Source organism: Paenibacillus sp. FSL R5-0486 (assembly GCF_037975155.1).
In the GTDB taxonomy this organism is placed as follows: domain Bacteria; phylum Bacillota; class Bacilli; order Paenibacillales; family Paenibacillaceae; genus Paenibacillus; species Paenibacillus amylolyticus.
In genome coordinates this window covers 6,236,838-6,261,454 of record NZ_CP150237.1, presented here as the reverse complement: position 1 = coordinate 6,261,454, position 24,617 = coordinate 6,236,838, and the positions used below count along the sequence as shown (strand labels likewise).

General features: G+C 45.9%; 25 protein-coding genes. 16 read left to right on the top strand and 9 right to left on the bottom strand.

The features are described from left to right. Window positions 1-2: 2 nt before the first annotated feature. From MKY01_RS27825 to MKY01_RS27810, 4 genes are all read right to left on the bottom strand, one after another. Window positions 3-761: an ABC transporter ATP-binding protein gene (locus MKY01_RS27825; protein ID WP_282320166.1), complete on the bottom strand. Its 759-nt coding sequence runs from the start codon at window positions 759-761 to the stop codon at window positions 3-5. A 103-nt stretch (window positions 762-864) separates the two neighbouring features. Next, window positions 865-2,307 carry an ATP-binding protein gene (locus MKY01_RS27820; protein WP_339284365.1) on the bottom strand — a complete coding sequence of 481 codons (1,443 nt, stop codon included), beginning with the start codon at window positions 2,305-2,307 and terminating at the stop codon, window positions 865-867. A 20-nt stretch (window positions 2,308-2,327) separates the two neighbouring features. Then, window positions 2,328-3,029, bottom strand: coding sequence for a response regulator transcription factor (locus tag MKY01_RS27815; protein ID WP_339284363.1), 702 nt, complete (start codon window positions 3,027-3,029; stop codon window positions 2,328-2,330). A 236-nt stretch (window positions 3,030-3,265) separates the two neighbouring features. Then, complete coding sequence (locus tag MKY01_RS27810) at window positions 3,266-4,096, bottom strand: AraC family transcriptional regulator (RefSeq protein WP_339284361.1); 831 nt, start codon at window positions 4,094-4,096, stop codon at window positions 3,266-3,268. 198 nt (window positions 4,097-4,294) lie between these two features. Between MKY01_RS27810 and MKY01_RS27805 the strand changes: the two genes are divergently transcribed. Together MKY01_RS27805 and MKY01_RS27800 are read left to right on the top strand one after the other, a co-directional pair. Beyond that, window positions 4,295-5,071 (top strand): sugar phosphate isomerase/epimerase, encoded by a 777-nt coding sequence (locus MKY01_RS27805; protein ID WP_036606781.1) that lies wholly within the window; start codon window positions 4,295-4,297, stop codon window positions 5,069-5,071. Between the two features lie 55 nt (window positions 5,072-5,126). Next, complete coding sequence (locus MKY01_RS27800) at window positions 5,127-6,146, top strand: Gfo/Idh/MocA family oxidoreductase (protein WP_036668128.1); 1,020 nt, start codon at window positions 5,127-5,129, stop codon at window positions 6,144-6,146. Between the two features lie 270 nt (window positions 6,147-6,416). Here the strand turns inward: MKY01_RS27800 and MKY01_RS27795 are convergent, their stop codons facing one another. Next, a complete protein-coding gene (locus tag MKY01_RS27795; protein WP_339284360.1) occupies window positions 6,417-7,364 on the bottom strand; it encodes an aldo/keto reductase in 948 nt (315 codons plus the stop codon). Between the two features lie 20 nt (window positions 7,365-7,384). Further along, window positions 7,385-8,389, bottom strand: a complete 1,005-nt coding sequence (locus MKY01_RS27790) for a Gfo/Idh/MocA family oxidoreductase (RefSeq protein ID WP_339284357.1) — start codon at window positions 8,387-8,389, stop codon at window positions 7,385-7,387. Window positions 8,390-8,507: 118 nt separating this feature from the next. On the opposite strand from MKY01_RS27790, the gene MKY01_RS27785 reads away from it, so the two are divergent. From MKY01_RS27785 to MKY01_RS27760, 6 genes are all read left to right on the top strand, one after another. Continuing rightward, window positions 8,508-9,347 carry a helix-turn-helix domain-containing protein gene (locus MKY01_RS27785; protein ID WP_339195655.1) on the top strand — a complete coding sequence of 280 codons (840 nt, stop codon included), beginning with the start codon at window positions 8,508-8,510 and terminating at the stop codon, window positions 9,345-9,347. A 106-nt stretch (window positions 9,348-9,453) separates the two neighbouring features. Beyond that, window positions 9,454-9,861 (top strand): Rrf2 family transcriptional regulator, encoded by a 408-nt coding sequence (locus MKY01_RS27780; protein ID WP_017692155.1) that lies wholly within the window; start codon window positions 9,454-9,456, stop codon window positions 9,859-9,861. Window positions 9,862-10,026: 165 nt separating this feature from the next. Continuing rightward, complete coding sequence (locus MKY01_RS27775; protein ID WP_074096526.1) at window positions 10,027-10,476, top strand: nuclear transport factor 2 family protein; 450 nt, start codon at window positions 10,027-10,029, stop codon at window positions 10,474-10,476. Window positions 10,477-10,782: 306 nt separating this feature from the next. Continuing rightward, the gene (locus MKY01_RS27770) at window positions 10,783-11,229 is read left to right on the top strand and encodes a LytTR family DNA-binding domain-containing protein (protein ID WP_207765612.1); all 447 of its coding nucleotides are present in this window, start codon (window positions 10,783-10,785) and stop codon (window positions 11,227-11,229) included. 12 nt (window positions 11,230-11,241) lie between these two features. Continuing rightward, window positions 11,242-11,670 carry a DUF3021 family protein gene (locus MKY01_RS27765; protein WP_100529880.1) on the top strand — a complete coding sequence of 143 codons (429 nt, stop codon included), beginning with the start codon at window positions 11,242-11,244 and terminating at the stop codon, window positions 11,668-11,670. Window positions 11,671-11,847: 177 nt separating this feature from the next. Further along, window positions 11,848-13,155: an alpha/beta hydrolase gene (locus tag MKY01_RS27760; RefSeq protein WP_315373173.1), complete on the top strand. Its 1,308-nt coding sequence runs from the start codon at window positions 11,848-11,850 to the stop codon at window positions 13,153-13,155. Between the two features lie 201 nt (window positions 13,156-13,356). Here MKY01_RS27760 and MKY01_RS27755 read toward each other — a convergent pair whose 3' ends face one another. Further along, window positions 13,357-14,736, bottom strand: a complete 1,380-nt coding sequence (locus tag MKY01_RS27755) for an MFS transporter (protein ID WP_047841635.1) — start codon at window positions 14,734-14,736, stop codon at window positions 13,357-13,359. 205 nt (window positions 14,737-14,941) lie between these two features. Between MKY01_RS27755 and MKY01_RS27750 the strand changes: the two genes are divergently transcribed. From MKY01_RS27750 to MKY01_RS27725, 6 genes are all read left to right on the top strand, one after another. Continuing rightward, on the top strand, window positions 14,942-15,265 hold the full coding sequence (locus tag MKY01_RS27750; protein WP_282320173.1) for a helix-turn-helix transcriptional regulator: 324 nt from the start codon (window positions 14,942-14,944) through the stop codon (window positions 15,263-15,265). Window positions 15,266-15,407: 142 nt separating this feature from the next. Beyond that, complete coding sequence (locus MKY01_RS27745) at window positions 15,408-15,596, top strand: hypothetical protein (protein WP_076253532.1); 189 nt, start codon at window positions 15,408-15,410, stop codon at window positions 15,594-15,596. Window positions 15,597-15,679: 83 nt separating this feature from the next. Next, window positions 15,680-16,600, top strand: a complete 921-nt coding sequence (locus tag MKY01_RS27740; RefSeq protein ID WP_339284352.1) for a WYL domain-containing protein — start codon at window positions 15,680-15,682, stop codon at window positions 16,598-16,600. A gap of 28 nt (window positions 16,601-16,628) precedes the next feature. Beyond that, complete coding sequence (locus MKY01_RS27735; RefSeq protein ID WP_339284350.1) at window positions 16,629-17,627, top strand: hypothetical protein; 999 nt, start codon at window positions 16,629-16,631, stop codon at window positions 17,625-17,627. 24 nt (window positions 17,628-17,651) lie between these two features. After that, window positions 17,652-18,674 (top strand): hypothetical protein, encoded by a 1,023-nt coding sequence (locus MKY01_RS27730; RefSeq protein WP_339284348.1) that lies wholly within the window; start codon window positions 17,652-17,654, stop codon window positions 18,672-18,674. Window positions 18,675-18,921: 247 nt separating this feature from the next. After that, window positions 18,922-19,113 (top strand): aspartyl-phosphate phosphatase Spo0E family protein, encoded by a 192-nt coding sequence (locus MKY01_RS27725; RefSeq protein ID WP_036606805.1) that lies wholly within the window; start codon window positions 18,922-18,924, stop codon window positions 19,111-19,113. A 45-nt stretch (window positions 19,114-19,158) separates the two neighbouring features. Here the strand turns inward: MKY01_RS27725 and MKY01_RS27720 are convergent, their stop codons facing one another. Both MKY01_RS27720 and MKY01_RS27715 read right to left on the bottom strand, forming a co-directional pair. Then, on the bottom strand, window positions 19,159-20,037 hold the full coding sequence (locus tag MKY01_RS27720) for a carbohydrate ABC transporter permease (RefSeq protein WP_036606808.1): 879 nt from the start codon (window positions 20,035-20,037) through the stop codon (window positions 19,159-19,161). A 12-nt stretch (window positions 20,038-20,049) separates the two neighbouring features. Next, entirely contained in the window at window positions 20,050-20,970 is a 921-nt protein-coding gene (locus MKY01_RS27715; protein WP_036607062.1) for an ABC transporter permease subunit, read from the bottom strand. A 315-nt stretch (window positions 20,971-21,285) separates the two neighbouring features. Between MKY01_RS27715 and MKY01_RS27710 the strand changes: the two genes are divergently transcribed. Together MKY01_RS27710 and MKY01_RS27705 are read left to right on the top strand one after the other, a co-directional pair. Next, complete coding sequence (locus MKY01_RS27710; protein ID WP_339284346.1) at window positions 21,286-23,046, top strand: histidine kinase; 1,761 nt, start codon at window positions 21,286-21,288, stop codon at window positions 23,044-23,046. Continuing rightward, window positions 23,021-24,613, top strand: coding sequence for a response regulator (locus MKY01_RS27705; RefSeq protein ID WP_282320179.1), 1,593 nt, complete (start codon window positions 23,021-23,023; stop codon window positions 24,611-24,613). Before MKY01_RS27710 ends, MKY01_RS27705 begins: the two co-directional genes overlap by 26 nt. The last annotated feature ends 4 nt before the right edge of the window (window positions 24,614-24,617 follow it).

Sequence of the window (24,617 nt, the reverse complement as noted above, 5' to 3'; positions counted from 1 at the left end):
CGTTATTCCTTCCCCGTAACCAAAGCGAAGATAATCGCTTCACGATCCTGAATTTGATGTTCGTCATAGGTGTCAAACTCAAGGATTCCGCCAATCTTGCCGTCCAAAATGTAGATCAGGCGATCTGCCCGACAGGCGGCCTTGATATCATGCGTCACCATAACAACGGACTGTCCTTTCCGGTGGAGGTCTGTAAGGATATCAAGAACAGCTGTGCCGTGTTCCATATTCAAGCTTCCGGTCGGTTCATCGGCAAAAATGATATCCGGCAAATTGATCAAAGCCCGTGCAATCGCAGCTCGTTGCTGCTGTCCTCCGGAAGTTTGGGATGGGAGGCGGTTACGCTGTCCATCAATATCCATGGCATTCATCAGCTCAGCAGCGCGGGATAGGATGTCCTTCTTTTTGTTTCCTGCAATATATCCCGGTAAAGCAATGTTCTCTTTGATGGAAAGGTCTGGGACCAGATTGATACTTTGATAGATATAACCGATCCGGCGGGTGCGGAAGTCGGACATTTGGCGTTCACTGTAAGCGTCAATCCGCTGGTCGCGAAAATAGACCTCACCTGCTGTAATCTGATCCAGTCCGCTTAGCAGATATAAGAGGGTTGATTTGCCAGAGCCAGAGTTACCCATGATGACCGTGAATTCCCCTTCATAGATGTCAAGATCAACATTACGGATGGCATGATGTTGTTCACTTCCGCTGTTGTACGTTTTGCACAGATTCTGTGCACGGATAATCACCTTTTTGGACAAGTCGAATCACTCCCGAGTGCAATATAGGATTCATTCTAGAGGAGGGATGTTGAGGAAGCCTTATCAAATTATGAATAAAGTATTACAGCTGTTGAGTGTGGGCTCAGCAGATCGGCAGATAGAACCGGAAGGTTGTACCTTGTCCTTCTTTACTAGTAAAGGAAATATGGCCTCCATGTGCTTCAATAATGCTTTGGCAGATAGAAAGGCCCAGCCCTGTACCTTCCTGAACACGTTGTTCTGCATGACTCGCCTGGCCTCTGAAGTAACGCTGAAAAACAAACGGCATGTCCTGTACACGTATTCCCTGACCCGAATCGGCAATCGTCACATTCAAATGCTCAGATTCCAGTTCCATATCTATACGTATCGTGTCTCCTGGAGCTGTATGCTTGAGGGCATTGGCGGCAAGATTGGAGATCACCTGTTCAATTCGAATGGGGTCAATAGCGATTAACACATTGGGGATGTAGTTGGGTCCTTTATAGATAAGCCCCTTTGTTAGAGCAACATGTTCAATAGGTTTCAACATCGTCTCCAGTATAGGCCCACTGTACAACTCACGGGTTTCCACCGAAATTTGCCCCAATTCCTGAAGTGCATGAACTAGCAGATCCTCCACAAGGCGGGCTGTTTTATCCGTATGGGTTCGCATCACTCCCATATATTCCATCAGCGTCTCCTGATCGTTGCATAGTCCTTCCTCAATAGCTTCTATGTATGCTTTTATCGTGGTAATTGGTGTTTTAATGTCATGAGATATATTGGTGATGAGTTCTTTTTGTGCTTGTTCCTGCTGAATACGCTGCTCGCTCATATGTTTAATCTCTGTGCGCATGAGATCAAACATAGCATATACTTCGAGCAATTCATCGTTCCGGTTGTACTGGATTTTTTCTTCATAATTGCCTTTAAGCATGGATTCCGCATGTTGCTTCAATTGATGGATGGGAGAGAGCAGGTGTTTGTCCAGTTTTCGTTTCATCCAGAATAGAAATAAGCTCAGAATCAGTGACAGGAGCATGAGTGCGCTAATCAATATAACCGGAAAAGTCATCGATTGCTGAACCGTAACCATGGCTTGGGGGATGGAAAAGATGGCATTGCCGATCTGACTTCCCGTGGGTCCGTCCATCACAGGAAACGCCATATCAAGCAAATCGTTACCATCCGCGGCCTGCGTGGCATGATGCAGATCATAATGGAGAGCTGAACGCAGATTAACTTGCGTCCCTTCAGAGGTGGGGTCGGAGGACAGAATGACTTTTCCATCCAAGTTTAGATAGGTAAGCAGAACCCCGGTCTCTCTGGCGGTGGAACGTATGACTCCACGAATATTTTGTTCATTAAGATGCTGATGATTTTGCTCCAAAGCGAGTAAGATCGGATTGACCTTGAGTCGAACCTGATTCAAGGATAGATTGGATTCGCCTGAATTTCGATCTTGTAACAACATCATCGACAGTGCAAGGATACTTAAAACGATAATAATGAGAAGCCCAAGTGTTGTTAACAACCAGCGTTTGGACCAGCTGTTCAATGACATGTGGGAGCCTCCAATCTCACTTATTCGTAATTGAATTTGTAACCGACACCCCATACCGTCTTCAGAACGGTCGGATGCGAGGCATCTGCCTCGATTTTTTCACGCAGTCTGCGAATGTATACGGTTACGGTATTTTCATCACCGTAGGTTGCATATCCCCAGATGGCGTCGAGCAACTGGGCTTTGGAGAATACCTGATTCTTATGGCTTGCCAAGTAATGAAGTAATTCGAATTCCTTGGCAGACAGAGAAACTTCCAATCCGTTTAATGTAACTTTATAGGCTTTTTTATCAATCACCAGGTTTCCAAGATGCAACAGATCTGTTCTGTCTCCAACGGATGTCATACTGTCATAACGCCTGAAGTGGGCATTAATTCGTGCTAACAGTTCGCTCAGCGAGAAGGGCTTGGTCATATAGTCGTCTGCTCCAAAGCCAAGACCAAGTACCTTATCGGTATCACTGCCTCTGGCACTTAGAATGAGGATGGGGATATTGTTGCGCCTTCTGATCTCTCGACAGACCTCGATCCCGTCCATGTCCGGAAGCATAATGTCCAGAATGATATAGTCTGGTTGAATAAGCTCCATAACCTGAAGTCCATCTTGTCCAGTGGCTGCCACGGCGGTTTCATATTGATTTTTGGTTAAATAATCTCGCAGAATGCGCGAAATATCTGATTCATCCTCGATGATGAGGACTTTGCGCTGGTGGGTTAGCATATGTATCGCTCCAGTATGATAGATATGGATTTAATGGATATGTATGAATTTGTAAAAAAACTGTCTCTATAATTGTACAGTCTTGTTCTGTGGGAGTCACATGAAAAAATATTGAAGTGAACTTCATTCTTATAAAAAACGTTCTGACTTCCAGTCGTACTGAAAATCGATTACAGTTCAATGTATCAAAATAACCCATGAACCTCTTTAAGGTCATGGGTTTCTGATACTGAACATCATACATGCTCCAGATCATCGATAGGCTCATGCTGTCTGGATTTGAGATACTCCGCCGGAGACACACCGAAGTGCGCCCGGAATACCCGGTGGAAATAGGAGTAACTTGCAAAACCGCAGGATTCGGCAATATGCTCCAGTGTCATTTCACTGTATTTCATTCGTTCCAGCGCCGCATTCAAACGGATCTCAATCGCATATTGAATCATGGTCTGATTGTAGTGCTCCTTAAATAAACGGACTGCACGTGACAGGCTGAGGCCCGCATAACGAGCCGCTTCATCAAGCTTGAACGTAACCGTGGCATGCTCCTCAATAAAACGTTTTAACTTCAGCGCAGAGGAAACTGCCCGATCGGTCTGAATATTCTCTTTAATTGCCCTGTCGATATAAAGACATAATCCGCGTAGTAACGCATCCTTTAGCTCCGCATTTTCCTCAAGAGGTCCGCGACGTTTCTCAAGTAACATATTTCTCCACAGGCTGATGAGCTTGTCATCAAGTCCAATCCGGCTCACGGTAGATCGGTGCTGCCGTTTCCACCAGTTCTCGATCCAGGTGCCCTCGCAGAACAGATAATAATCTCCGCTAGACAAGCGTCCTTCCTTATGTGGTTCATCGACCACGAGATGATAGTCGTCGCCAGGCTTTAAGAGCAGCAAGTCCCCGCTAGTCATCCTGAATTCTTCATCCTGTACATACACTTTGCACGAGCCTTCGGTCTGCAGGCGGAACAGATAAGTTTGCAGCTCGCCCTTCATATTATGAGTAAACGCCTTATAGTGGTATGAGTAGTCACAGATCAGTACAGATGTCTCTAACGTATCCAAAGATAAAATCCCCCAATATGTACATCCTGCATGCATTCAAATGGGCTACATTCAATTGATGCAAAATGATGGAAATAAAATTTGATCAGATAGTTCATGTTCTGACTATATTGTATATGTTCATTCTAGCCTGTTTTGCGTTAGGATGATACCAGATAGAGCAATGAAAGAAAATTTGAGAACAGAGGTGTATCCTACATGAAAAAACTTAATATTGGTTTGCAATTGTTTACACTCCGTGATGAAACTGCAGCAGATTTTCGTGGTACGTTGCGTAAAGTAGCGGCCCTTGGATATGAAGGTGTGGAGTTTGCCGGATATGGCGATATTCCAGCTGAGGAAATGAAAGCGCTACTAGATGAACTTGGACTGAAAGGATTCAGCAGCCACGTTTCACTACATGCAATGCGCGAAGACTTGCAAAAACAAATCGATTACCTAAAAACAATTGGTGCACAATATATCATTTGCCCTTACCTGATGCCAGAAGATCGTCCTGAGAATGCAGAAGGTTGGACCAAGCTATTCGCTGAGTTACAACAATATGGAGCTGAAGCAGCGAAACAAGGATTGATCTTCGGATACCATAACCATGACTTTGAATTCCATGGCCAGGTTGGCGATGCCAATGCCTTTGATGCCATGTTCGCTCAAACATCACCGGAAGCGGTAAAAGTGGAAATGGACGTATGTTGGGTACAATTTGCGGGACAAAATCCGATCGAGTATATTAATAAATATGCGGGTCGCTTGCCGCTGCTTCATCTGAAGGACTTCAGCAAAGACGAACAGGGCCAGATGAAAACACTGGAATTGGGACAAGGTTCGGTTGACCTGCCAGCTGTTATTGAAGGCGCTACGAATGCAGGCGTGGAATGGCTGATCGTGGAACAAGACGTATGTCAGAATCCTCCGCTTGAGAGCGTATCCAATAGCTACAACTGGTTGAAAGAAAACTACTTGAATCAATTCTAATGGACCATCGAACCATGAAAAATGCTAATCTATTTGTCAAAGGAGACTTATGTACATGAGTAAAATTAAAGTTGCTGTATTCGGCTGTGGAGCCATTGCCGAGCGCAGACATATTCCAGAGTACGCTGCCAATGAGAACGTAGAACTTGTCGCTTTTGCCGATCCGGTTGTGGAGCGTGCGGAGAAGATGGCCGAGACTTACGGCGGTAAAGCGTATTCCAGTTACGAAGAATTGCTTGCAAACGAAACAGTGGATGCCGTTAGTGTGTGTACACCAAACTATCTGCATGCGCCAATGGCGATTGCTGCTGCAAATGCAGGCAAGCATGTATTGGTTGAGAAACCAATGGCAGTATCCACTGAAGAAGGCGAGCAAATGATCGAAGCTGCCAAGAAAAATGGCGTGTATTTGATGGTTGGACACAACCAACGTTTGATGCCTCCTCACGTAAAAGCAAAAGAAATTCTCGAATCCGGCAAACTCGGTAAAGTCCTGAATTTCCGTACATCATTTGGTCACCCGGGTCCGGAAGGATGGAGTGTGGACGGAGCTGAAAGCTGGTTCTTCCGTAAAGAAGAAGCGATTATGGGCGCAATGGGCGATCTGGGCGTGCACAAATCCGACTTCATCCGTTATCTGCTGAATGATGAAGTATCTGAAGTGGCTGGTTTCATCAGCACACTGCACAAGGAAGGCACTAAAGTTGACGATAACGCAACTTGTTTGCTGCGTATGAAGAGCGGAGCGATCGGAACGCTCGTAGCGAGCTGGACACAATATAGAGCTGGAGACAACAGTACAGTGCTGTGGTGTGAGAATGGTGTTATGAAGATCGGAACAGTGGAAGGCGATGAAGTTATCGTTGAGCTGACCAATGGTACAGTTGAGACGTACAAAGTTGGTGCCATGGCTACCAACGAGAAACAAGTGCCGAGTGGTGTAATTGACGCATTTGTAGAGTCGATTGTCACTCAAACACCTCCAGCGATTTCAGGGGAAGAGGGCTTGCGTTCTCTGCAAGTGATCTTGGCAGCATTCGAATCCGAGAAAACAGGTCAGATCGTTAAACTGTAATCCAACCGAATGACAGTGTAATTTCTAACATTCTAAATGGCTTAATCTATGATATAAGGGACTTATCTTCAGAGAAGTGTTCTGGGGTAAGTCCTTCTTTATTTGTTCCCAGACAAGTGGGGGGAAAGTGAACAGGGATACGGTAAGTGTGCAATAGGGTTTACAATAGTGGATCGCTTTTGCATAACAGAAAAGGCTGATATTATGCGCTATCGCGGAATATCAGCCTCTTGGAGTCATTAAATTGAATGATAGAATGTTTAACTCTCTTTAGATGCCAGCTGGCACATTACTGCCCAGATCCAACCATGCGATTTCAGCAGGAGTCAGCGTGATGCGGGCCCCCTCGTCACAGGACAGCAGCTCCGCCTGATTCTGGGCACCGATCAGCGCACAGGTTGGGAACGTCTGATTCAATACATAAGCGAGTGCAATCTGAATGGGTGATGTTTTCTTCGAATTAGCCAATTGTTCAGCCCGACGCAAGCGTTCCCAGTTATCATCACTGTAGAATACACGCACCAGATCTTCGTTATCCCGAACTTCAGGTGTGAATCTTCCAGTGAAGAAACCACGCGCTTGGGAGGACCAGGATAGCAATGGTAGTTTGGTTTGCTCATGCCATGCCAGCGTCTCTGCATCTGCTGACACACAGCCTTCCCAGAAAGGTTCGTTTGCTTTGGCGAGACTGAGATTTGGGCTGCTGAATGTGAAGCCCTTCAGTCCATTTGCCGCAGCGTATGCATTGGCTTCCTCGAGCCGCTGCCAGGTCCAGTTGGAGGCGCCAATTGCGCCGATTTTGCCGGATTCAATATGTTCGTTCAGTGCTTCAAGAATAACACTGACAGGGGTATTGGGATCATCGCGGTGCAAGGCATACATCTCTACGTGATCTGTCTGAAGACGCTCCAGACTTTCCATCAAGTCACTGCGGATGGCATCAGCGTTCACACGTGGCCCATTCTGGTCATGATGCGCGCCTTTAGTGAGAATGACGATCTGGTCGCGGTTACCACGTTCCTTCATGTAACGACCAAGGACTTCTTCACTCTGTCCACCACAATAAATATGTGCTGTATCTACAGTGTTACCGCCAATCGACAGAAAAGCATCCATGTTCGTAGCTGCTTTATCGTAGGCATTATGCACGAAATAATCGGTTCCTTTAATCAATCGGGAGACACGTTTACCTGCACCAGCAATTTCGATATATTCCATAAGTCAGTTCATCCTCTCAATTATAGTGTAATTCGTGTACGTTCTTCCGCTGAACGAAGGCAAGCTTCCAGTACTTTCATATTAGCTACCGCATCGGAAGGGGCGAAGCGCAGATCCTTGCCCTGAAGTACAGCACGTGCCATATCATCTCCCTGTAGAGAGTAGTGGTTCACTTGCGGGACTTCAATCTCTCTGCGTTCACCACCAGCCGTTACATAGAAGTTGGAACTGCGGTCCTGTCCGCTGATAAATGCCGAAGGGACTTCAATAATACCGTTGGATCCCAATACCTCCAATGTGTTGCGGAAGGCTGCCCACATGCTGCTGTCAAAGGTCACACCAACGTGATTATCGAATTCCAGCAGTCCGGAAGCCATCATATCGACTTGATCATGCTGTGGGGAGAACATGCCAATAACAGTGGCTGCACTTGGTTCTTGACCAAGTAGCAGACGTGCTACACTGATGGAATAACATCCGATATCATACAGTGCACCTCCGCCCCAATCCCGCCGAAAGCGGACATTGCCGGATGCATTGGAGTTATTAAATGAAAATGTGCTGTGCATACCACGAATCTCACCAATCTCACCGCTGGCAATGATATCTCGGATCTGCTCATATCTTGGATGATGGCGGTACATGAATGCTTCAGCCAGATGCACACCTGCATCTGCACAAGCTTGAACCATCTCCTGAGCTTCCTGTTCTGTCAGAGCCAGTGGTTTTTCGCACAAAATATGTTTGCCTGCTTCAGCAGCCCGGATCGTCCATTCCCGATGAAGATGATTCGGCAGTGGGATATATACGGCATCAATGGAATCATCAGCGAGCAAAGCTTCATAACTGCCATAAGCCTTGTCGATCCCAAGTTGTTCGGCCGTCTGTTTGGCTTTATCTTCGTCTCGACTGGCAATCGCGGTTACTTCATTTAACTCGGATTGCTGCAGGCCTGGAATGACGGATTCCACAGCAATGCTAGCGCTACCAAGAATGCCCCAACGCAATTTTTGAACTGAATTCATGTATTGTATCCTCCCGTTTATGAATGTATATTGTGATTATAAAGAATAGATCAATGAATTAAAATGATAATATATTGAAGTTAGTTAACACAATATTGTTGATCAAGGAGAACCGGCTATGATGAGACAAACCGTATTGCTTACCCTGCAGGATATTCCATATTTTTGTTATCCCGAGTCCGTTGGACATTATATGGACCACGTCCAGCATGCCGTGTTGCGTGAGGCCGGCGCACTGAACAATTTTAATATTCACTACGTCGCTTCGGGCAAGGGATATGTGGAAGTGGACGGGGTGGTGCATGAGCTTCGCGCAGGTCAGGCGTTTCTCTATTTTCCGCAACAGCGGCAGCATTATTATAGTAGTGAAGATGATCCATGGGATGTACGATGGGTTCATTTTTACGGTGAACGTCTGCATGATTATATGATCGAGCGGGGGTTACATCGCAATCTATTGTGGACACTGCGGCAACGCAGCTCTTGGGAAGAGGCTCATCTGGCCTTGCTCACTGAAGCGGAACAGAACACCATGCTGCGTCCAGCTCAGCTATCCACACTGACCTATGCCGTACTTGCCGAGTTCGTGCAGCATGCAGTACCTTTAAAGAGCACACGTACCACAAGTAAGGCGGAGAGTCGGGTTCTTGCACTTCTTCCACAGATGCAGCAAGAGGCCTGTCAACCTTTCCTGTTACAGGATTGGGCGGATCTCGCAGGTGTGAGTTCGTATTACTTTTGCAAAATGTTCAAGAGTGCTGTGGAGATGACGCCTATGGAATTTATCACTCGTTCACGACTACAGATGGCGAAGCAATGGTTACTCGAACGGCCTACGGCCAACATTGGACAAATCGCGGAGGAAGCGGGGTATCCCAATGCCAGTTATTTTAACCGCCAGTTCATGGCTCATGAGGGGATGACACCTACGGATTACCGCGGATTGTATCACAATTAACCCGTATCCTTTCGATGTTGCCAGCGCTTGAGGTATAGTGGTTTGACACAGAGCTCAATCAAGTCTATTATGGATAAATTAAATCCGTATATAATGAGGTGCCCTCATGAAATATTCAAAAGCGACAAATTATGCTTTGCATACGATGCTTCATCTTGTAAGTACTGCCCCTGAGCAGCTTGTTAGTGTACACCAACTTGCAGAATTGCAGAAGGTATCACCAACATATCTGTCCAAAATTTTGACCAAATTGGTTAAGGCGGGCATGATCGAATCGACTTCTGGCGCCAATGGTGGCTACCGGCTTAGTCGTAAAAATCCTGATCCTTCTTTCCTGGAGATCATTCATGCGATTGAAGGTCAGGCGTCCCTGTTCGAATGTTCCCAGAATCATAACGCAGGCTGTTTGATCCAGCAGGTGATGGTGCAGGCGGAAGAAGAGATGGAGAGTTTTTTGAACAATAAGAAAATGTCGGAACTGGCTTCCCAGATGAAGGGTGCACATTCCCTGTAACTTGCATTAGAAGTGATCTTTCCCCAACCTCGTGAGAGGTAAGGAAAGATTTTTTTGTATCGTTGTACCTAATAGAAGGCGAATGGTACAATAAGGAAGGTATAGTATGCATACATACATGATCCTAATCTTACATCACATTTTACATCTCTGGAGGGACAACACATGAGCCAATCAACGATTACAGGACTGGAACAATTGCTCGCGCTGGAAAATATTCGGAATACCAAGGCACGTTATTGCCGCTATATTGATACGAAGCAGTGGGATACCTTGGGTGATGTGTTTGCTCCGGATGCAGTGGCCGATTTCAGCACGGAAGGCAATCCAATTCCGGTATTAACAGGCCGTGATACGATCGTACAAGTATTCCGTGATCTGGTGGATGTTGCCGTAACCGTGCATCATGTTCATAGCGCCGAAGTTGAATTTGTATCTGAGAACGAAGCAAAGGTCATCTCCCCAATGGAAGATTGGGTTACGTTCCCGGAGGGCAATGAGAACAAATCCTTCCACGGATTTGGGCACTACCACGAAACTTTTGTCAAAATCGACGGCCAGTGGTACATCAAACATACAAGTCTGAAACGTCTTCGTTTGGACCTGTTTGAATAGTAGATAAATTATTAGAGAAGAAAAAATTATTACTAATAGAAGCCCTAAGGAGCACGATGATGCGTCCTTGGGGTTGTTTTGTATTTTGCTTCTGTGTGAAAGGTCAGTGGAATGAATACAAAGGGCGACGAGCCCTAGAAGGCACGCTCCCAGACGGGCTCTCGACCAATTGGGCTTCGTAGTTCGTCATCTTCCACTGGGAAATGTCCTATGTATGGAATTAAGTTATTTAAGTGGAAGCTTACGCTTTTTCGTTATATGATTCACGTTATAAATGTTAACAAGTTTTAATTCGAATTTTCGAGGGTGATATTTATAAAAATTTTCATTGAAGTAATAGACCACACAGAAGAAGAGGAGATCCGCATCAGGTGTCACCAAGTAGACGAAAAAATACATGAGCTCGTTAATAAAGTAAAAACCGAAACGCTCATGATACTTGGCTATCATGAAGATAAGATTAGCCGCATCAAAATTAGTGATATTTATTATTTTGAAGCTGTTGACGGAAAAGTGTTTGCGTATTGTAAGAACACCGTTCATGAGGTCAAACAAAAGCTTTATGAACTGGAGGAACTTTGCCAAGAGAAACATTGTTTTCGGGCCTCCAAATCCACCATTCTAAATATAGCTAAGATTTCCAGTGTTCATCCGTCCATCAGTGGCCGTTTTCAAGCAATATTGGATAATGGGGAGAAGGTAGTCATATCACGGCAGTATGTGCCAACGCTTAAACACATACTTGGATTATAAAAGGGGACCTATATGAAGTATTCCGAGCTCATAAAAGAAATGATTAGAGATTTCTTAATTATATTCGCTTCTATAATGATAATCATCGCTATTTTACGGCAAATCTATGCTCCTGATGCAAGTTTCGAATTACAGACTATTTTTACAATTATGGCTTTCTCTTTTCTGGGAACTTTGACCGGAATTATTTTATATACGCCGCATGCGATTAGCGAGAATAAAATGCGCCTCCGAGTGATTTTACATTTCTTTTTTCTGGAAGCCCTATTAATTTCTCTGGCTGTCATATTGAATCTTGTAAACGGTACTTTCAGTATACTATTATTGGCTTTGCAAATTGCCACAGTATACGCTATCCTTCGCCTACTAACGTATAAGAATGACAAAAAGGAAGCTGAAAAGATCAATGAAAGACTACAAACATTTAAAAATAAGGTTTAGAAGATATACACAAACTGCTCCTAAATAAAGTCGTATTTGCAGCGTAAGTACACTTCATTGCGTTGTTTTTACAACTTATTGGCTCTCAGCTACAGCTTATCGTTTATGCGTATACACCTGCTCTGCCATTTATTATGATGAACTCATAAAAAGTTGGAGGAGGAGTAGAGAAGCCTTATGGAGATTTTAATACTTGTCGTTACTTTGGTCTCTGAGCTGGCAATTGCGGTTTATTCCATTGCAACCAAGCAAAGCCGCAGCAAGATAAAGAGTTGGACGAGAATCGCAATGTTTATAGGATTCATGATGCTAAGCCTGGGGAAGGTTGTCGTATGGGAGTACACTTGGGGGCTGTTTGCATGCTTGCTCTTTATATTAGCGTTCAAGGAAATAGTTGCACTTCTGCGCAAACAAACAAACCCAGCACGTTACAAAGCGTTCTCTACGATATGGAAGTCCCTTCTGTTAACACTGACCGTAGTTGTTACCCTTGTTCCTGTTTTACTTTTTCCACAGTTTAGGTTGCCGCGAGTGACAGGTCCGTATGTAGTGACTACTGCCACATACAGCTATATGGACAAGAATCGAATCGAAGAATTTACGGATCAGAAAGACAAGCGGTCTGTTAACGTGGAATTTTGGTATCCTGAACAGGCAGACGTAACCTATCCTTTGCTTGTGTTCTCCCATGGAGCATTCGGTATTAAAGCAAGCAACACTTCTACCTTTACAGAACTTGCGAGCCATGGTTATTTCGTCGTTTCGATTGACCATCCCTATCATTCATTTTATACCGTTTCCGAGGATGGAAAAGTCGTGACGATTAATCCCGAATACATGCAAGAAGTCAACAATGCAAATAAAGATGGGGTTTATTCACTTGGTGAGTTTTACGAGCTTACTCAAAAATGGATGAAATTGAGAACGGATGATATGAGTTTTGTCATGGATACGATTCTGGAACAAGCCGAGCAAAAGAAAGATTCTGTATATGGACGCATCGATACACAGAAAATAGGTGTCTTCGGTCATTCTATGGGGGGTGCAGCAAGCGTGGCACTGAGCAGAGAACGCGATGACATTAACGCCGTAGTAAATATAGATGCTCCGTTCTTTAGCGAGCTTGTGTATGATAAAGTTACGAACGAAATAAATGCAAAATCCGAAGCTTTCACCATCCCGCTTCTAAACGTTTATTCGGATGATGTGTGGATACAGCTCTACAGCAGTCCTCCGTATATCGCGAATCGTATTTCGAATGAAAATTTTAAAGATGCATACAACGTTCATTTTAAAGGCGCAAAACATTTAAGTTTAACCGATCTACCTTTATTCTCGCCTATATTGGCAGACCTGTTGCATGAAGGCAGAAAAGCAAATATAGATAAATATTACGCGATTGAAACTCAAAATGAACTCATCCTTCGTTTTTTTGACTATGCTCTAAAGAATCAAGGTCAGTTTGCTCCAAAAGCGACGTATTGAGTACTAGTTCAATAAAAGACAAGAAGGAAGCCGGTCAGATTGATTAGCAGAGCTGTTGTCAACTAGAGGAGTGACAATACGGATCGTTGCAGAAATGCTGACGATCCTTTTTGATATACATTGAAAAACCAGGTCTGGACCGTCGTGGCCCTTACCTGGTTTCTTGTGTTTGATAGCGATATAACAGGTTAGGATGAAATTCTAGATCTGATGACTTGTTTTCGTGACTTTCCGTGACTGCATTCTCAGATACACCTGAGAGAAAATAACGGATGCCAGTGCGACCACAGTCATGCCCCAGAAAATATTGGTGTACGCTGAGGATAGTGGCATGTTTTGCATCGCCGTTAATGCTACGCCGGTAACAGCAACACTGAAAGCACCGCTGAAGAACTGACTAAGTTGGAACAGCCCCATACCTGCGCCCACCTGATCCATGGTCAGATTGCCAGACAATTCATTGGATACGCTGGTGGTCAGGGATGAGAAACCAACGCTGAGCAGGACATACACGGCCATGATGGCGTAGATGTTATTGTCTGCAAATAAGGCGAATAGTCCGGCAGCTGCCAGTAGTAGCCATGGTGCAAACTTCAGCAGCAACGTATTGCCATGTCGGTCAATCATGCGGCCGATCCGGTTGGACAGCAGCATGGACACGACTGCACCCGGGAAGATGACGAGTCCCGATTGAGCAGGTGTCAGTCCATATAGATGCGCCAAAATTTGAGGTAACAGGAACAACGTTGAGAAGTTATTAATGTACGATACAATTCCCAGCGAGCTGAGCATCATATATTTTTTGTCTTTGAACAAAGCAGGTTGAACAAATGGATCTGCCGCGCGCCGAATTCGGAGCCAGAACAGAAGCAGTGCCGCAGCACCGATAACAAGCGTGTACCACTGACGGGAAGTCAGGAATAACAGCACACCGGTAGTACCGATGGCAAGAAGCACGGCACCCAGCAGGTCAAATGAACCTTTTTGCGGTGTTTCCCGCGGAAGCAGTTTGAAGAATACAGGAATCAAGAATAACGTTAATCCCGTAACGATAAACAGATCATGCCATCCCAGAAACTGAGTAATACTTCCGCCGATGACGGGACCAAGTCCAAGCCCCAGTGAACTCGCGGACATGATGACAGCCATCGATTTACCCCGGCGATCATGTGGAATGTACCGGGTAATCAGCACAATGGCAAGCCCCGGAACTGATGCAGCACCCGCAGCCTGGATCAGACGTGCAATGAGCAAAATGATGAAATGATTACTGAAGAACCCGAGAACGGATGCCGCCCCAAGTAACGTAAGCCCGGTCGTGAATAATGTACGAATAGGTATGAAATCCGATAGACGTGAGAACGTAATCGAGGAAATGGCAAATACAATGGAATACCCTGTAACAATCCATGAGGAAGCGACGGATGTAAGCATAAATTCGGCTGCAATTTTGGGTAGGGCCAGATTAAACATCATTGTATTCATAACAACGAGTACAACGGTGAAGCCAAGCAAGCTTACAATTAATCCTTCCTGTATTCCGGTCCGTTCCCCTGATGATGCGGTTGCGGTGTTGTTCATAAAAACCTCCTAGAGTGATGTGTATTTCGCAACATTTCAGAAACGGTGTGTAACATTTGCAAAATGTAGTATGATGTCAATCCCGTGCCTAACAGCAGGGGTTACATAACGAAATCATTAAAGTTCGATTGGTGTCGAACATTAGAAATATATCATGGATCTGTGTTAAAATACAATGGATAGTCTGAAAAAAGGAGACTACAATATGAAGATTTTACATCATCCACAAGTATCAGATATTGAACTTTCCTCCGTATTGTACGCATTAAGCGACCCGACCCGTCTTGGGATTGTTGCCGAAGCAGCGAGAAGCGGGGAGCAACCGTGCAGTCATTTTCATGCACCTGTTGTGAAGTCAACGATGTCGCATCACATTCGCACTCTGCGGGAAGCCGGAGTTATTCGGGTCAGAGTGCAGGGCACACAGCATTTTCTCACCCTGCGATCCGATGATTTGGAAATGCGCTTTCCAGGACTCCTGCAACCGTTATTGCAGGCCGCAGCTCAGTCGAGCACAGGTCTTTCCTAAATGTTGTCCTTTCTTCAGGTTGAAGAGGGGACATTTTTATTTTCTGAAATACCTCTAATACTGCTGCGACATTCTGTGTCGTACCATGCCCTATATAATAACGGTGAACACACAAACCATATCGAAAAGAGGTTCACAACCATTGGCAAAAACTAAAAGAGGACGCGTTTTGTGGAGTCTTCCTTCCAGGGGCCGGGGAACATGCCCGGTGTGTAGCAGTACCCGAATTAAATTGTTGTATACGCAAACAAAAACAGACGGTACAAGTCTGAAAGTATGCAAGAAATGCTCCAAAGCCGTGCAATCCAGAGTGGATAAGGCACATGTATAACATAACTGGCCTGTTCTTCGGAACGGGCCATGTCTTTTGATATAATCGAATATATTAGGAATGGATGAGATGGGGGCGGGAAGATGAGTAACATGCATCGGATTCACTGGTTTGACGAACAGATTCGGGGTGGACGTTTTCCGAATAGCAGCTGGCTTGCCCGTGAATTTGAAATCTCCCGTCGTCAGGCTCAGCGTGATATTGAATATATGGCAAGTTCCTTGCGAGCCCCTTTGGTGTATATGGCAAAATATCGGGGCTATTGTTATGAGGATCAGACTTTTCGATTGCCCCATTTGTATATGACCGAAGAAGAGCAGCGTGTGCTGAAATATCTGGCGCATCGTTACCGGCATTACGATTATGATCAATCGGACGCGGTGAAACGTGTAGCGCATTTGCTGGAGCGTTTTACGTTGGAGGAACAACAGATGGGAAGTAGTGAACTCCCAGTATTTTCGGCGCAACCGAAGCAACTGCAATTCTTTGAATTGTTGTCCCACGCCATAACTGACTTGCGCAGAGTACATATTCATTACAGGGATCACGATGGAGAACGGCAGTTTTCCTTGTGTCCATTAAAGATGATATCCCAGTTTAACGCCGATTACGTGGTGGGTTATGAAGCAGACCCTGTACAGCAAGTGGCCATTCGCTTGGAGGGCATTGTTCATGTATCGATCTTGAATGAGAGATTTGAGTACAAGTCAGATGCTCTTCTAAGTGGATGGGAAGAAACACTGCCTGTGCGTAAACCGTTTGTAGCTGAGATTCGCTTGAAGGAATTGCAGCAAATGGACCTATGGGAAGGGTATCGTATTCGGGCTAGGCAAGATCAGATTTATTCAATTGAATTTTATGACACGGACGCTTTCTTGCAGCATTTGTTTGTTAGTGAATGGGAGGAACTTTTGTCTCCTGGGTGGCTTAGACGCAAGCTTCAGCAAAGCGCAGAAAGATTAATTGACAGGCTCGCGATACAAGGTAAACAAAACGTGGAATAAACCAGTGTAGAGAGGAGAAGATCCATCCTTGGCTGAGAACATTCTAGATAACCTCATCATGAAGCGGGAGTCCAAATCGTACGTGGATAGTCTGCATGCGATACTAACCCATACAGGCCAGTTTCAAGGTTCCAAGGTTGTACTTGCCGGATATACGGGCATGGCTTTCAAGCTGTCGGTACATCGCAGACTACTTCCCATGTCGGTTACAGCGTATGGACAATGGGGGGAAGCACATCGTCCCGGAGTCGATAACCTGGGGATATTCACGATCTGGGATGGGGGACGTACACGTCATTCCACGTTCGGTTATTATCAGCAGGATGCAGTGAATTGGGTGAGACGGAGTATTGATGAAGGCACTGGTGTGATTTACTGGATTCCTGAGTTTGGTGTTATTCATGGATATGATGACAGTGACCGCATCTTTTATGTGCAAGACGGATGGAGCAAGGAACCGCAGATTTTGTTGTATGACAATTTTGGCTTAAACTTTACCGGATTTTGGTATTGTCAGGTGTTTGGTGATCAGATCCGCATCCCTGAACAGCAGATGCTGCTGGAATCCCTGCGACTGGCGATTGAGGATTGGGATATTCCCTATCGTCTGTTACCAGATCAGAATATTACTTCAGGTAGAAAGGCATATGATGTGTGGGTGGAGGCCCTGCGGAGTGGGGATTTCGATGAAACCGGTGCAGGTTATATTTTGGAATCCTTCTGCCATTCGCGAACCGAAATAAGGATGTATTTGCAGGGTGTTCGAGGGATATGGAACGAACTGGACCAGGCTTGTGCATGTTATGAACAACTTGGGACGTTAATTGACCAAATGAAAGGATATATGGTTCAGCAGGAGAATAGACGTGTCTTGCGACCAGACACCACAGAAGATTTAGCACAAGTACTCGTGAAGGCGAAAGCACTGGAAGAGCAGGCCATTGATTATTTTCGAGTAATATCCAGGAAGTATCCTGACCGTAAAAGGTCCACTATACCACGGTGGGGAGCGCATTCCGCACGATAGGATGAGAGAGGAAGGGAGTGAAGGATGATGGCGACAAAAGTAGTACTGCAGGACTGGATTCAATCCCCGCAAGCTGTGAATTTTGCTGATGAAGATAGATCATGGAGCGGTGTGAGCGCATATACAGATGCGTTGTTTCGCATTTTATTACATAAACAGTGGACGGTTTTCCCACACCACATGATTGCAGGCATGACAGCAAGTGCATTCCGATTAGTGGTGGATCGGCGTCTGACGTCAGAGTCAATCTCCGCATACAATTGGATGGCAGAGAACTTTGTCGCAGCAGACTTCATTGGTGTGACAACGGGACAACATGGTGGATTTTCATTTGAACCGACTTTTCCGCTCTATCAGAAGCAGGCTCTGCTGGATATCAAAGCTTCCATTGACCGTGGCGTAGGTGCGATTCTCTGGCACGATCAATTTGTCATTGTTACTGGATATGATGATGTGGAACGGGTCTTATTCATCTGTGAAAGTCAAGGTGATGAAATCATTCGTCTGCCCTATGATTCGTTTGGGAGGAACAGTACACCCTACTGGTATTATCAGGTTCTGGAAGCCTATGCACCTATCGATTTATGGGAAGTCTGCAAGGAATCGTTAATCCAGGCCGTGTACAAATGGGAAACCCATGACTATATGCTTCCGCCCCAAGATTACGCCTGTGGAGCGGCTGCGTATGCCGCTATTGCTGCTGCTTTGCAGTCAGGAACATATGACGCAGAACAAGCGGCAACTGTACTTCGCTATTATGCCAAATCAAGATTGGATATTGCCTCTTATGTTGCAGGACTTAAGCATCTGTCCATTCAAATGGACCAGGTCATAGACGAGTATGAGCTACTCGCAAACCTGTACACAATGATCATTGAGGAAATAGACAACTCCATCTCTTGGGATTCGAGAGAACCGGAATGTGTGCAAAGAGTAATTGAGCTTATCCGGAAGGCAGGGGCTACGGAACAACGTGCCATTGATGCGATTAAACGTGCCTTTCCAGAGACGATAGGCAATCGTTTTAAGGATGTTGGATTAAGATGAATGGAGCATGATAGAGAAAATTGAAAAACTCAGCAGGAATAAAACCGGACAGGCGCAGCCGATCCGGTTTATTTGTATTGAACATATATGCACATCAACTCATGTGATCCACGCTAATCATAACTTTTACAAGAAAAAATAACCAAAATTTTAATTTTGGGGTAATCCAAATCACCTCTTGTTCCGAATATTATATTAGATGGTCTTTTTTGGATGATGATATTCAAGGACAACAGGGGGCGGGAGTATGGTACATAATCCGGAAACCATTCAGGAATGTATCGAACATGCACGGCAAAGGCTCTACCAGATTGCAGCTCAATACCCGGAACTATGGCATCCGGAGGTTATTCGCCAATCCATGGTGCTGGATGAGTTAATTAATGAATATAACAATGCAACTCGCGGGAGAACGATCTCGAATCAACTGAAATCATGATCTTTCTGAACAAAGAATTCCAAGAAGGGATTCCGTGTGTTTGCCTTACTCTTTTACCGCCCCGAGCACAATCCCCTTTACGAAGAAACGCTGCAAGAACGGATATACGAGCAGAATCGGCAGAGCCCCAATAAAGATCTGAGCCGCGTTCACCGTACGTTGAGACATGTTCTGGAGCTGCGTTGCATCCACGTTCATGTTGGAGAAATCTTGCTGTACAATTATGGTCTGCATTAACGTGGCGAGTGGATATTTGGAAGCATCATTCATATAGATCAAACCGTCAAACCAGGAATTCCATTGACCTACCATGGTGAATAAGGAGATCGTGGCAATGGCGGGCATGGAAACAGGCAGATAGATTTTGAACAGGGTTGTGATATGGTTGGCTCCATCGATAAATGCGGCTTCTTCCAGCTCTTTTGGCACGTTGCGGAAAAAGTTCATCATGAGAATCAGGTTCCAGACAGCCACCGCTCCCGGCAAAATGAGAGCCCACATCGTATTCATCAATCCAAGCTTCTGGATCAAAATATAGGACGGAATCAATCCCCCGCTGAACAGCATCGTGAAGATGAAAAACCACGCATATAACGAACGTCCTTTAAAGTGCAGACTCTCCTTGGATAACGGATAAGCCGTCAGGAAAACAAGTGTCATACTGAGCAGTGTGCCAAGAACGGTACGTTGGACTGAAATCCAGAGTGCGCTGATAAAGTTACTGTTACCAAATGTTTTGGTATAGGCGTCCACCGTAAAATCAATCGGCCACAGTGTTACCAGATTGGCGGATGCTGCCGCTTTACCACTGAAGGAAACCGCCAGAATATGGACCAGCGGCAGGATGCACAGGATCGAGACGGCCGCGATGAATATCAGGTTGAAACCATTGAATATACGGTACCCGGTTGTTTTGTGATACACCTTGATTCCTCCTTAAAAAATACGGTAATTGGCGATTTTGTACGCCATCCGGTACGCAGAGATGACCAGGAACATCGCGACAAATGATTTGAATAGTCCAACAGCGGTCGCAAAGCTCATTTTGCCATTCAGAATTCCCATCCGGTAAACAAAGGTATCGATAATATCGCCTTTCTCATATACCAGTGGATTGTACAGGTTAAAGATCTGGTCAAAACCTGCATTCAGGATGTTGCCCAGCGATAACGTACCTACCACGATAATCATCGGCACGAGCGCAGGCAGGGTAATATGTAATGTCTGTCTAAGCCGTGTTGCCCCATCCACCTCCGAAGCCTCATACAATGCCGGGTTAATACCCGCCAGTGCTGCCAGAAATACAATCGTTCCGAATCCAAACTCCTTCCACACATCACTGACAACCACCGTTACACGGAACCAGTCGCCATCTCCCAGAAAAAAGATCGGTTCAACACCAGCCGCGGCTAAAACCTGGTTTACCAGCCCACCTTCCGGTGATAACATATCGAGCAGAATGCCGCCCAGGACAACCCAGGACAGGAAATGGGGCAGATACACCAAGGTCTGTGAGAAACGTTTGAACGTAGAGTTCCGAACCTCGTTTAGCAAAATGGCAAACACCACGGGGGCCACAAGTCCGGCCACAATTTTCATCGAAGCAATTAACACCGTGTTCCAGATGACCTGAACGCTATCGGGATATTCGAACATGAACCGGAAGTTGTCCCAGCCCACCCATTTGGATCCAGTGAATCCCAGCCACGGTTTGAAGTCTTGAAAAGCAATAATAATGCCGCCCATGGGCACATAGGCGAACAGTAAAGTGAGCAGTACAGCAGGCAACAGCATTAGATGCAGCGGCCATGTGCGTTTGAAATTCCAGCGGGTACGTTTGCGTGGATGGGGTGACATTTTTCGCACCGGCGTATTGGTTGTTAACGGTTGTTCCATAGCCATCAGGGTCCCTCCTTTATCTCGTCCAGCCCTGAAAGTGAGGCGAATAAGCCTCTGTACAGAGTGGAGCAACTGAATTATAGCAACGGAGAAAGGTCGACTATAGAACAACATTTCAATGCGGATGTTGAAATATTAACTTGTTGAGGAAACAGAGGTCTTCAAGTCACAGGAAAACGGGAGAACAAAAAATCATATAGAATTGTAAGGGCTTTCAATATAAAATAGGACTTCGGTGTAGAACGACTCCAAATTTAGGGACAGGGTGAAACGATGAAATTCACAGTATTTACGAAGACGGTCATTCTCTTAATCTGCCTGCTCGTACCCATTCTGCTGCTGTATACATACGCGAACCAGGCAAATGTGGACATGGTCGTTGAAGAGAAACAACAGTCGAGTCTGAACCAGTTCAATTATTTCAGTTCGCAGGTGGATAAAAATATCGAGCAGCTCTCGCTGTATGGCCTGACATTGCTGCGAGATCCGAGTATCCTGCATTACCGTTACATGACGGACTCCACCAGCCAATATGAGAAGAACAGTATCTATCTGGATATTCTCGACAAATTATCGTTGTACCAGTCCACCAGCCGCTGGAAGAACGATATTACCATTGTCCTGCCACAAGCGGAACTTGTGTTATCCACCATGTCCAGCCGGACAGTCTACGATGAGAAGATGTTGACGTTCCCGCAACCTGGCCAATGGCAGCTGGAGAAGGGGAGTTTCACCTACTTTTTCACGGATAACTACGAGTGGAATGAAAAACCGATGAATACAGGCGTGCGAACGGTGATGGAGATTAATTTTGACCCGATGAACGTGGTTGCCATGTTGGATGATTTCAAAGAGACACAGGGAGGAGATCCCTTCTTGCTGGTACCAGGTAACGATCCGTTGCTGAACCGTACGGCGGACCCCGAACTGGTCGAAGCGATCATGCGTGATATGCCTTTTAACGGGCCGGAGAGGGAAGGCAATCATCAATTGGAAGTGGGCGGTAAACAATATCTGGTCAGTTACGTGCACTCCAAACAACTGCAAGCGGTATACGTGAACCCTGTGGTATTGGATGATTTGCTAACCCCGATGGACAAGAGCCGAAATATGTTTATTACCTCCATTCTGTTACTGCTCGTGCTAAGTATTGGGGCTGCACTGCTTTTGTATCGAAAAGTTCAGGTGCCCATCCATCGTTTGATGAGAGGGTTGCAACAGATTCGCAAAGGGCAGCTGTCCACGCGGATTCCTGTCGATCACTCTCGGGATGAATTCGCGTACCTGACCCAGAGTTTCAACCATATGGCAGAGCAGATTCAGGAACTGATCGAGAAGGTATACGAGGAACGTATCCGTTCAAGGGAAGCCACATTGAAACATCTGCAATCACAGATCAATCCGCATTTCCTGTACAACTGCCTGTTTTATATCAAAAATATGACCCAGCTCGGCAACCGTGAAGCCGTTATTGCCATGTCGCTAAGTCTGGGAGACTACTATCGCTACATTACGCGGGGCGAGAATGATATGACGACAGTAGAGGAAGAAATCCGGCTGCTGGACCATTATTTGTCCATTCAACAGATGCGGACCAACCGGCTGACCTACGAGATTGCCGTACCGCAGCAACTGATGTTGCTTCACATTCCGCGACTGCTCATTCAACCCATCGTAGAGAATGCGGTGATCCATGGCATTGAGCCGATGGAGGGCAGTGGGCATGTCGTCGTAACGGGGATGGCGGTACCCGAACATATTGAGGGTCGGAAATATACAAGATATAGCCTGTTTGTAGACAATGACGGTGTCACGCTGACAGCGGAAGAGATTGCGGAATTGGAACGGGAGATCAATGAACCGATGGGTGAGGAGATTGGAACAGGCACGTGGAATGTGCACCAGCGTCTCGTTACGCGATATGGGCTGTCGTCGGGGCTTCATTTTGGAGCGATTCCCTATGGTGGACTTAGTGTAGAAATTCGATGGTTTGAGGAGGAACAACCGCATGATGAATCTGATGGTCGTGGATGATGAACATTCAGCAGTAGAGTCGATCGCTGTCTCGATACCGTGGAGAGAACACGGGATTGGTCAGGTATTCAAAGCCTATTCTGTCAAAGAAGCCTTGGAACATATGGCATCACATCAGGTCCATATTATTATCACGGATATCCGTATGCCGGGTATGTCCGGTCTGGATCTGGTCAGGCACATCCGCCAAAAGTGGGAACAGACAAAATGTATTATTTTATCGGGGCATGCTTCCTTCGATTATGCGAAGCAGGCACTCAAACATGGGACAGTCAGTTATCTGCTCAAGCCGGTCCGGGACGAGGAACTGATCGAATCCGTGCAACAGGCTGTAGTGCAGATTCGCCTGGAGGGTGAGAAACAATTGCTGCATCAGCGGGCCATGTATTCGGTAAGGGAACATTTGCCTGAGAAGCGAGCGGAGCTGATGAAGGATGTATTGTTAGGGCATAAATTTGCGGATGCTGAACTCGAAGGCAAGCTGGAGCAATTGGAGATCGGGTTCCGTCCACAGGATAAAATGCAACTGTTGCTCATCCGGTATGATGACCATCAACCTACACATAAAGCGTTTCGACTGATGAAGTATGCCATCTCGAATGTAGTGGAAGAGATCTGCGGCAGTACCTATCATCTCTGCCATACGGATGATGCCTATGATGATCTGGTCTTCATGGCCAGTCCCAAACAAACTCAGGCCGAACCAGAAATGTTAATGGGCCGACTTGGAGAGCGGTTGATCCACAGTGTGAGGCAGTATCTGAACGCGACCATTTCCCTGTCCGTTAGTCGTATTGGGCGTTTCCCAGATCAGGTGCCGCAGCTATATCATCAAGCTGTGAGTGCACTTCGCAAGCAGGCCGAGGCGGGCAAAGGATTACATCTGAATGCGGCGGCAGGAACCAATGGGGCCACGTTGAAGTCTCTTGCAGCGCTGTATGAACCACCGGGTCTGACGACATTACTGGAAGCCGGGCGCATGGAGGATGCACACCGCAAGATTGATCAGATCTTTGCCGAACTGTCGAACAGTGTGTTCCCGGAGCATGTGTATGTGGCATTTCATTATCTGGCGGCAGCATTCTCCTATATGGCTCATCGGGAAGGAAGACAGTTAGCCGAAGTGCTTGGCGAGCAATACCAGCAGCTGCTCAAGGATGGTTATGGCATCTCGCTGCGTAGTCTGGAAACGTGGACTCGGTCTGTAATGCAGCAGTGGGCAGAGAGCACAAGCGATGCGGGACAGGATGCCGGATCAACGCTGATTCGGCAGGTACAGCAATGGATTGACCATCATCTTGGCGAGGATTTATCGTTACAAGTCATTGCAGGAGAGGTGCATCTGCACCCCGTATATCTGTCGAAAATGTACAAACAATCCACAGGTGAAGGCATTAGTGATTATATTATCCGTTCCAGAATGGAACGTGCGGTTCATTTGCTGAAGCATACGGCGATGAAGATCTATGAAGTCGGTCAGGAAGTGGGGTACAATAATACACCTTATTTCATTCAGGTGTTCCGCAAACATTATGGACTGACCCCGCAGGATTTTCGGAACGGTTGACAAA

Coding starts and splice junctions, on each gene's coding strand:
- MKY01_RS27750 (WP_282320173.1), top strand. CDS start 14,942: ATGAAGATTTTACATCATCCACAAGTATCAGATATTGAACTTTCCTCC.
- MKY01_RS27705 (WP_282320179.1), top strand. CDS start 23,021: ATGATGAATCTGATGGTCGTGGATGATGAACATTCAGCAGTAGAGTCG.
- MKY01_RS27755 (WP_047841635.1), bottom strand. CDS start 14,736: ATGAACAACACCGCAACCGCATCATCAGGGGAACGGACCGGAATACAG.
- MKY01_RS27800 (WP_036668128.1), top strand. CDS start 5,127: ATGAGTAAAATTAAAGTTGCTGTATTCGGCTGTGGAGCCATTGCCGAG.
- MKY01_RS27780 (WP_017692155.1), top strand. CDS start 9,454: ATGAAATATTCAAAAGCGACAAATTATGCTTTGCATACGATGCTTCAT.
- MKY01_RS27785 (WP_339195655.1), top strand. CDS start 8,508: ATGATGAGACAAACCGTATTGCTTACCCTGCAGGATATTCCATATTTT.
- MKY01_RS27710 (WP_339284346.1), top strand. CDS start 21,286: ATGAAATTCACAGTATTTACGAAGACGGTCATTCTCTTAATCTGCCTG.
- MKY01_RS27740 (WP_339284352.1), top strand. CDS start 15,680: ATGAGTAACATGCATCGGATTCACTGGTTTGACGAACAGATTCGGGGT.
- MKY01_RS27775 (WP_074096526.1), top strand. CDS start 10,027: ATGAGCCAATCAACGATTACAGGACTGGAACAATTGCTCGCGCTGGAA.
- MKY01_RS27760 (WP_315373173.1), top strand. CDS start 11,848: ATGGAGATTTTAATACTTGTCGTTACTTTGGTCTCTGAGCTGGCAATT.
- MKY01_RS27815 (WP_339284363.1), bottom strand. CDS start 3,029: ATGCTAACCCACCAGCGCAAAGTCCTCATCATCGAGGATGAATCAGAT.
- MKY01_RS27765 (WP_100529880.1), top strand. CDS start 11,242: ATGAAGTATTCCGAGCTCATAAAAGAAATGATTAGAGATTTCTTAATT.
- MKY01_RS27790 (WP_339284357.1), bottom strand. CDS start 8,389: ATGAATTCAGTTCAAAAATTGCGTTGGGGCATTCTTGGTAGCGCTAGC.
- MKY01_RS27820 (WP_339284365.1), bottom strand. CDS start 2,307: ATGTCATTGAACAGCTGGTCCAAACGCTGGTTGTTAACAACACTTGGG.
- MKY01_RS27730 (WP_339284348.1), top strand. CDS start 17,652: ATGATGGCGACAAAAGTAGTACTGCAGGACTGGATTCAATCCCCGCAA.
- MKY01_RS27715 (WP_036607062.1), bottom strand. CDS start 20,970: ATGTCACCCCATCCACGCAAACGTACCCGCTGGAATTTCAAACGCACA.
- MKY01_RS27725 (WP_036606805.1), top strand. CDS start 18,922: ATGGTACATAATCCGGAAACCATTCAGGAATGTATCGAACATGCACGG.
- MKY01_RS27795 (WP_339284360.1), bottom strand. CDS start 7,364: ATGGAATATATCGAAATTGCTGGTGCAGGTAAACGTGTCTCCCGATTG.
- MKY01_RS27805 (WP_036606781.1), top strand. CDS start 4,295: ATGAAAAAACTTAATATTGGTTTGCAATTGTTTACACTCCGTGATGAA.